Here is a 7,699-nt window from a genome sequence, read left to right on the forward strand (position 1 = left end):
CTCGATTGATCAAGGCTTTATTGTAAGAGGACCAATTCGTTGTACGGTAGACTTTAGGTATGGGCTTATTCATTTGGAAATTATATTGCTGAATAAGCCGTCATGAATAGGTTTGTGCAACAAAGCCTCTAAGAATAAAAAGACAGTCTATAAACCATTAAATAATATTTCTATTGAAGCTCTATACAGGCTTAAAACCCATAATAAATATGTTTTCTATAATCAATCTACAAACAAACCAATCAAAAGTTTTAGGCGAGGTTTTAACCTTGCTGCTGAACGTGCAAATCTTTCTCCCCTTCGAATACATGATTTAAGACATACATTTGCTAGTTTTTTGATAAAACATGGTGTTCCGATCTATCACGTTTCAACTTTACTCGGTCATTCTGATACTCGAATAACACAGCGTTATGCTCACTTAGCACCTGAAAATTTACACGATGTTTTAAAATGCCTACCCACGTTAACATGAATTTACAAATTGTAACAATATAAAAACCAACTCGGATACTCGCCCTTTCACGGCGGTAACCGGGGTTCGAATCCCCGTAGGGACGCCATCTATTTTTTCTCTTCTTTATATTTCTTTTATCAGCATCTTAAGCTGCTCAAGTCTTACACTTTTACCAATTAATTAATGAAAATAATTCTCATTACCATTGATTACTCTTTTAAAGTTAATGATAATCACTTCTACTATCTTTCGCATATTCAGCCCTTCTCATGCGTTTTGCTTATTCCCCACTTTCTATTGCAGTTCTGACTACATTGAGCTCAACTGTTTTTGCTGAAAACTCCGATCAATCAGAACAAGTCAAATCACAAACATCTGTTAAATTTTCCACCATTGTGATTAAAGCCAAAACAGAAAATGATGTAGGACAAACGGTTTATAACACAGAAGATTTACAGCAAATACCAAATGGCTCTAAGAGCATCACTGAATTATTAAAAGCTAATCCGAATGTACAATTTGATTCAAACGCACGTAGTGGATTGCAGCAAGGCGAGCTCAACGCGACGGATATCAGTATTAATGGCGGTCTACCCTACGATAATAAATTTTTGATCAATGGCCTCAGCATTAATAACAACATTAATCCAGGCAGTGATGCAAAAAGTAATACATTGAATGAAATGATGGGAAGCTCACAAACAGTGACGATTAATGCCGATCTGCTGTGTAAAATCACCTTACTTGATAGCAATGTGAGTGCCGAATTTGGTGAGTTCACAGGTGGCGTAGTCAGTGCAGAAACCTGTGCCCCCCAAACCGAAATTGGTAAAGTTCATGGCAGCCTGAGCTATGACTATACTTCTGATCATTGGTCAGACATCAATTTCCCTAGTAAAGAAGCAGCTGAAGAATTTGAAAATTCAACCAGTGAAAGCAATCAACCTTTTTTTACACGTCAAGGTATCAGCGCAACGACTTATGGCAAACTTGCTGAAGGTTTAGGTTTCAATGCATTTGGTTCATATCGCCGTGCAGATATTCCTTTAAAAACAAATATTGATAAACCAGATTCTTATGAACAAAAACGAGGTTCAAACAATGCAGGTATAGAGTTTTTCTATACCCCCAGTGACAATACAGTTTTAAAGATTGGCACACAATTTATGGAATCGAGTGGTGACTATTTTCTTTCATCGACTCATAACTCCCAAAGCACACATGCATCAGACAACCAAAGTTTCTATATCAACTTAAAAAATAAATTGAATTCAGTTGAACTTGAGCAACAAGTCAATTATCAAACGCAGACTGCAAACCGTGAAAGTGCGACAGATAATATTTCCTGGTTGAAATCTTCAACTAAAAACTGGAAGTCATCTGGTATTCAAATTGAAGACAGCTTCGGAAGCACCAAGCAGCAAGCAGCAAGAAGCAAGAAGCAAGAAGCAAGAAGCAAGAAGCAAGAAGCAAGAAGCAAAGCTTGAATATAGCCTTAAGGCATTGTTTGAACCCATTCAAACTCAGCATACGACCCACACGTTCAAAATGGGCGGAGGATATGGACACTATAATGCTTATTGGGAACGTCCTGTCACAACAAACATTTATTCTAGTGCGACTGGAAATATTGCCAATCTCAACTGTTATTCAAATACTGGTAATAAATATGATGCATGTGATGAAGGAAACGGCCAAGACGGACAGTTTCTAAAAAATCGTAGCTCTTATTTGGCAGGCAAAACTGTGGTACAGCAAGATCGTTGGCATGCATTTTTACAAGATCAAATTCAATGGGAGAACTACTTCACAGCAACACTTGGCTTTCGTGCAGACTATGACAGCTTAACTAAAAATAATAATGTTGCACCACGTAGCTCATTTGTTTTTAAACCTTTTGGTAATGAACAATTGTCCTTTACCACTGGCTGGAACCGCTACTATGGTTTAAATGGTTTTTATAATGAATACAAGATCAAAAAGGTTTATTGATCATTCGCCAAACACGCGACACCCTATCAGCCGACTGGAAAGAAAAAGCATATGCCGGTTCTTTTACTTATCGTTCGCAGCTTGATACCCCTTATGCAGATGAAACCATGTTCGGAATCAATGCTGAATATGCAAATAGCCGTATTGGTCTAAAATGGGTTAATCGTAAAAATAAGAACCAGATCCGCCGCACAGAATCAGTTAAAGATCCAGCCATTTCAACCAATCGCTTTAGCTATACTTATGATAATGAAGGTAAATCTGAATCTAATATTTATACCTTAAGCCTGATTAACATTAGCCCATTGAAGTTAGTTGGCACACAGCATTTATTCAGCTTAAATGCGGATTATACTGAAACCCAGCGTAACTTCGACTCATACAGCACAGCGTATTATACCGGCACACCCATCATCTACTACGATGGTAAATTGATCAATGCTGAAGATAAGCCATCTGAAATCTTTAATACACCCTGGACAACACGTTTAGGTTGGAATATTAAATTTGACCGGATTCCTTTAAGCATTAATAACTTCATCAGTTACCAAGGGAAAGTGGATGCCATGAAGAAAACGTCAAAAGGTTATTCTGATAAAAATAATGAACAATATGATATGTATACCCCATACACCACCAAAAATACCTTCTACTGGGATGTACGGACGACCTATGATATTCCTTTAAATAAGGACCTTAAAGCCATTTTAGGTTTAACGATTAACAATGTGACGAATCGTGATAATTTCTATCTGGATTCGGGTATTGCCTATCCACAAATCGGCCGTCAATTTATTGCAGATGTCACTTTTAAATTCTAAACTTTGGATTAGAGCACTTCGCTGCTCTTTTAGATTTGCTTAGGCTATAATCAGACTAATTTTAAGATTTGAAATTTCCCCATGCTCAAGAAATTCCTGCTTGTTTTACTGATTTTGGCACCTTCGGCACTGTATCTCTATATCGTCAACCGTGATGACAACAAAACTGCTGAAACTGAGACAGTGTCAACACCAGCTGAAAACTCTCAGCCTGAGCAATATCAAACTCCAGATCACTAATTTTGAGTGATCTTTTCAAAGATTTATTTTTTAAATGATAAAAACACCTTTACCATAACAAAGCTTAATTTTTAGACTTCGGGATAGAGTTTTTTTCTCTTTAATAAACCCAATTTCGATTGGGTTTATTTTTTATAATCTGCAAATCTGTTCAGAAAATAACATCTTAATAAAATAAAGTTTTTGTTTTGCCTAATGTTTAAACTGTTAAATGAATTTTAGCAAAAACCCTTTTGACAAAACCCAGCTTAATCCTTAATATACGCATCACCTCGCAACGTCCCTATCGTCTAGAGGCCTAGGACATCGCCCTTTCACGGCGGTAACCGGGGTTCGAATCCCCGTAGGGACGCCATCTATTGATCTCATACGATCAGACCTTATTCGAAATTACCATTATTCGATTGCAGATTTGTAGTTTTTCACTACAATAGCTCGCTTCATTCCTTTGAAGTATTTCTTATTTCCTATGCACTCATCTCCGAATGATGCTACGCATCAGGGCAATTCTGCGCCTTTAAAACGCGCTATGAGTACTCGACATCTGGTCATGATTTCGCTTGGTGGCGCAATCGGAACAGGCCTATTCTTAGGGTCGGGTGAAGTCATTGCACAAACGGGGCCTGTAGGTGCCATTCTCGCTTATCTCCTGGGCGGTATTATCGCGTACATGGTGATGCTATGTTTGGGCGAACTTGCCGTTCATATGCCAGAATCTGGTTCATTTGGTGCTTATGCCAAACGTTATATTGGACCAGGCACAGGCTATACCATCACCTGGTTATACTGGCTGACGTGGTCGGTCACTCTCGGAACTGAATTTACTGCAGCGGCCTTGCTGATGCAGGAATGGTTCCCGGATATTTCCATGTGGTTATGGACCATTATCTTTGGTGTATTCGTATTTAGTCTAAATATGATTTCTACCCGCTGGTTTGCCGAATCCGAATTCTGGCTGGCACTGGTGAAAGTGGTCACGGTTGTTGCTTTTATTCTTTTGGGCTTATTGGCCATCTTTGGCGTTCTAGGCTATCAAGGCTATGAAGCTGCGCCTTTATTTACCAATCTGACTGCACAGGGCTGGTTCCCTGAAGGTCTGTTCCCGATTTTTGCTACGATGCTGATCGTGAACTTCGCCTTCTCTGGTACCGAGCTGATTGGTGTGGCTGCCGGTGAAACTGAAGATCCTGCAAAAAATGTCCCTAAAGCGATTAACACTGCGATTTTCCGCTTATTAATTTTCTTTGTGGGTACGATTATCGTGGTGACCGCATTACTTCCGCATCAGGAAGCAGGCTTAGCCGCTGAAGGCGTGAGTAGCAGCCCCTTCGTAACAGTATTCCAGCACATTGGTATCCCATATGCTGAAGACATCATCCGCTTTGTAATTATCACTGCATTGTTGTCTGCTGCCAACTCGGGCTTATTTGCTGCTTCACGTATGATGTGGTCATTATCATACAGCAAACAGTTACCTGCCGTATTCTCAAGACTGAATGCTCGCGGTGTACCGTATATTGCAGTCATGGTAACTATGCTGGGTGCATTGCCAGGTTTATTGTCTGAACAGTTTGCGCCAGAGACGATCTTTACCAACTTGCTGGGCGTCGCTGCGTTTACCATGGTGGTGGTCTGGATGAGTATTTGCTTAAGCCAGTTCAACTTCCGTCGTCAGTGGTATAAACAGGGTCATACGGCCAAAGAACTGGGCTTTGCTGCACCATTGTTCCCGATTGTGCCAATCCTGGGCTTTGTGTTCTGTTTTATTACCTGTATCAGTATGGTCTTTGATCCATCAATGCGTATCAGCTTCATAGGCTGTCTACTATTTATTGCAGCGTGTTATGCAAGTTATTATACCTTTTATCATAACAAGTCTTAATCATCAGTTTTAAAAGAGCGGCTCCGGCCGCTCTTTTTTGTCTATACTATACTGATTGTATATTGTGCAACCTAATGGTGCATCGATGAAAATTGTGTTTATTCACGGCATGAACAAGCAACAGTATACGGCTACTTCATTACGTCAACATTGGCTGCATCTCCTCAAAAGAGGCCTCCGGAAAAACCCACAACAGCAAGCCCGTTTTACTTATTTAAAACGGCATATCCGTATCCCTTTTTATGGCGATTTACTTTCTCGGCATCATTTTCATAACGTATTGAATGCCAGCACCCTGATGCCGCAACAGTGGCCGCATTTCCCTTTTTTACATCCCGCACAGCTGCAACCGGCACCGCCACCAGACCAGTGCACCTATCAAATTTGTGACGTCCCGCAGTTAAATCTTGATGATGCTCTGAATTTCAATCAGAAACTGAAGTTCATCACAGCATTAAGCAAAGATATTGCCTTGCGGGATTTTGCGGTACTCATCAATTATTTTCCCAGCTTACACGCCAGCTTTTTGCATAAATTTTTGCTAGAAGCTTATCTTTATTTGGCCAACCCACATTTTATGCAGGAAGTTCACCGCCGCATTCACAATCAACTCTATAGCAGCAGGCCACAGATTCTGGTGGCTCACTCGCTCGGCAGCGTGATTGCCTATAATTATTTGATTCAGCATCCGGAGCTGAATATCAAGCGTTTTATTACTCTCGGATCACCACTAGCATTTAGGGTCATCCAGGCTCATCTGCCGCAACCAATTTTACGACCTGCTGCAATTTCAGGCGATTGGATAAATTTCTATTGTAGCGATGACTTTCTGACTGCCTTTCCATTATCAGAATTACCCTTCCAGCTTCAGCCGGCAATTATTAATCAAGAGATTCATACCTCCATCTATCATCCGCATGATATTGATGGTTATATTCAGCATCCGGACGTCATTAAAGCGCTACTGGAATTACTATAAGACTCACACCAAACTCTAAATTCAACTTTTACCGTTCCATTCATATTCTTTTTCTATTCAGTAAAATCTTACATCCAGACCTACCAATTTACTGCTTTTTCTGCCTTTTTTTATAAATATACAGATGTTTGTTAATGATTGTTTTATCAAAGATAATTTACACATTAACGCCACAAAAAGTGCAGCTTGGCTTGCCGCAATTTTCTCTATACTGGGAATATATAGATCGACCTCCGTGAGGTATCGATGAAAGTTATTTTTATTCATGGAATGAATCAGCAACATCATAGTGCTGCATCGATCCGCCAGCGCTGGCTGCATATACTTCAAAAAGGCATTCGCAAACACCGTCATGATGCCAGATTCAGTTATTTACGACGTCACATTCACATTCCATTTTATGGAGACTTGCTTTCACACTATAACGTTCGCAACATCCTGAATGCTGGCACCTTGATGCCCCAGCAATGGCCCAACTTTCGTTTCCGTCAACCTGTCCATCCTCAGCTTCCTGCACCAGTCCCACGTCCTGGCTGGCGCAAGCCCGTGATTTCCGATCTTCCCCAACTTAATCTGAATGACCCGATGGATTTCAAACAGAAATTCAAATTTATTACCACGCTGAGCAAAAATGTTGCACTGCGAGACTTTGTATTATTGCTTAATTATTTTCCCAGCCTGCATCGGAGCCTGCTTCAGAAATTTCTGATCGAAACCTATCTGTATCTCGACAATCCTGGATTCATGAAGGAAGTTCATGAACGGATCGCCCGGCAATTGAATGGTCGCAAACCTTGTATTGTGATTGCTCATTCTCTGGGCAGTGTGATTGCCTATAATTATCTTATTCAGCATCCTGAACTGAATGTACAGCGTTTTATTACTTTAGGATCGCCATTAGCATTTCAGGTGATCCAGTCACATTTACCGCAACCCATTGTACGACCTGCTGCAATTACAGGCGACTGGATAAATTTCTATTCAACTGATGATTTTCTCACCGCCTTTCCTCTTACACAACCGCCATTTCAGTTTCAACCCGCAATTATTAACCACGGCATTCGTACGCATATTCACCGCCCGCATGATATTACCGGCTATTTACTCCATCCGCAGGTGGTAGAAGCAATTCTGGAATTGCTTAGAAATCCGGCTTAAACCATGTATTTTTCAAGTATTCCCATAAGATTGTTTTAAATTTACGCACTCAATCCAGAAAATCATTTTTTTTATGGAAATGCGTTTGACACCCCCCCATTTTCACCCTATTATACGCCCACCTCTGAAACGTCCCTATCGTCTAGAGGCCTAGGACATCGCCCTTTCAC

At 40.4% G+C, this 7,699-nt stretch carries 8 protein-coding genes and 1 tRNA gene; all 9 read left to right on the forward strand.

All coding sequences use genetic code 11. From position 1 onward, the window contains the following. The first annotated feature begins 112 nt into the window (after positions 1-112). The 9 genes from WAK81_RS02920 to WAK81_RS02960 all read left to right on the forward strand — a co-directional run bounded on the left by WAK81_RS02920 (position 113) and on the right by WAK81_RS02960 (position 7,529). Positions 113-475 (forward strand): site-specific integrase, encoded by a 363-nt coding sequence (locus tag WAK81_RS02920; RefSeq protein WP_422195615.1) that lies wholly within the window; start codon positions 113-115, stop codon positions 473-475. 251 nt (positions 476-726) lie between these two features. After that, on the forward strand, positions 727-1,944 hold the full coding sequence (locus WAK81_RS02925; protein ID WP_422195616.1) for a TonB-dependent receptor plug domain-containing protein: 1,218 nt from the start codon (positions 727-729) through the stop codon (positions 1,942-1,944). Continuing rightward, positions 1,850-2,449 carry a TonB-dependent receptor domain-containing protein gene (locus WAK81_RS02930; RefSeq protein WP_422195617.1) on the forward strand — a complete coding sequence of 200 codons (600 nt, stop codon included), beginning with the start codon at positions 1,850-1,852 and terminating at the stop codon, positions 2,447-2,449. The genes WAK81_RS02925 and WAK81_RS02930 overlap by 95 nt, the downstream gene beginning before the upstream one ends. Continuing rightward, positions 2,446-3,270: a hypothetical protein gene (locus tag WAK81_RS02935; protein ID WP_422195618.1), complete on the forward strand. Its 825-nt coding sequence runs from the start codon at positions 2,446-2,448 to the stop codon at positions 3,268-3,270. Before WAK81_RS02930 ends, WAK81_RS02935 begins: the two co-directional genes overlap by 4 nt. 81 nt (positions 3,271-3,351) lie before the next feature. Then, the gene (locus WAK81_RS02940) at positions 3,352-3,510 is read left to right on the forward strand and encodes a hypothetical protein (protein WP_422195619.1); all 159 of its coding nucleotides are present in this window, start codon (positions 3,352-3,354) and stop codon (positions 3,508-3,510) included. Between the two features lie 279 nt (positions 3,511-3,789). Next, a tRNA-Glu gene (locus WAK81_RS02945) sits at positions 3,790-3,865 on the forward strand. 114 nt (positions 3,866-3,979) lie between these two features. Further along, entirely contained in the window at positions 3,980-5,392 is a 1,413-nt protein-coding gene (locus tag WAK81_RS02950) for an amino acid permease (protein WP_422195620.1), read from the forward strand. Between the two features lie 85 nt (positions 5,393-5,477). Beyond that, positions 5,478-6,371, forward strand: a complete 894-nt coding sequence (locus WAK81_RS02955) for an alpha/beta fold hydrolase (protein WP_422195621.1) — start codon at positions 5,478-5,480, stop codon at positions 6,369-6,371. Positions 6,372-6,617: 246 nt separating this feature from the next. Next, the gene (locus WAK81_RS02960; protein WP_422195622.1) at positions 6,618-7,529 is read left to right on the forward strand and encodes an alpha/beta hydrolase; all 912 of its coding nucleotides are present in this window, start codon (positions 6,618-6,620) and stop codon (positions 7,527-7,529) included. Positions 7,530-7,699: the final 170 nt, after the last annotated feature.

Source organism: Acinetobacter sp. (assembly GCF_049284435.1).
Classification (GTDB): domain Bacteria; phylum Pseudomonadota; class Gammaproteobacteria; order Pseudomonadales; family Moraxellaceae; genus Acinetobacter.

Excerpts from the sequence above, each read along its gene's own strand:
- WAK81_RS02960 (WP_422195622.1), top strand. The coding sequence starts at position 6,618 with ATGAAAGTTATTTTTATTCATGGAATGAATCAGCAACATCATAGTGCT.
- WAK81_RS02955 (WP_422195621.1), top strand. The coding sequence starts at position 5,478 with ATGAAAATTGTGTTTATTCACGGCATGAACAAGCAACAGTATACGGCT.
- WAK81_RS02950 (WP_422195620.1), top strand. The coding sequence starts at position 3,980 with ATGCACTCATCTCCGAATGATGCTACGCATCAGGGCAATTCTGCGCCT.
- WAK81_RS02940 (WP_422195619.1), top strand. The coding sequence starts at position 3,352 with ATGCTCAAGAAATTCCTGCTTGTTTTACTGATTTTGGCACCTTCGGCA.
- WAK81_RS02925 (WP_422195616.1), top strand. The coding sequence starts at position 727 with ATGCGTTTTGCTTATTCCCCACTTTCTATTGCAGTTCTGACTACATTG.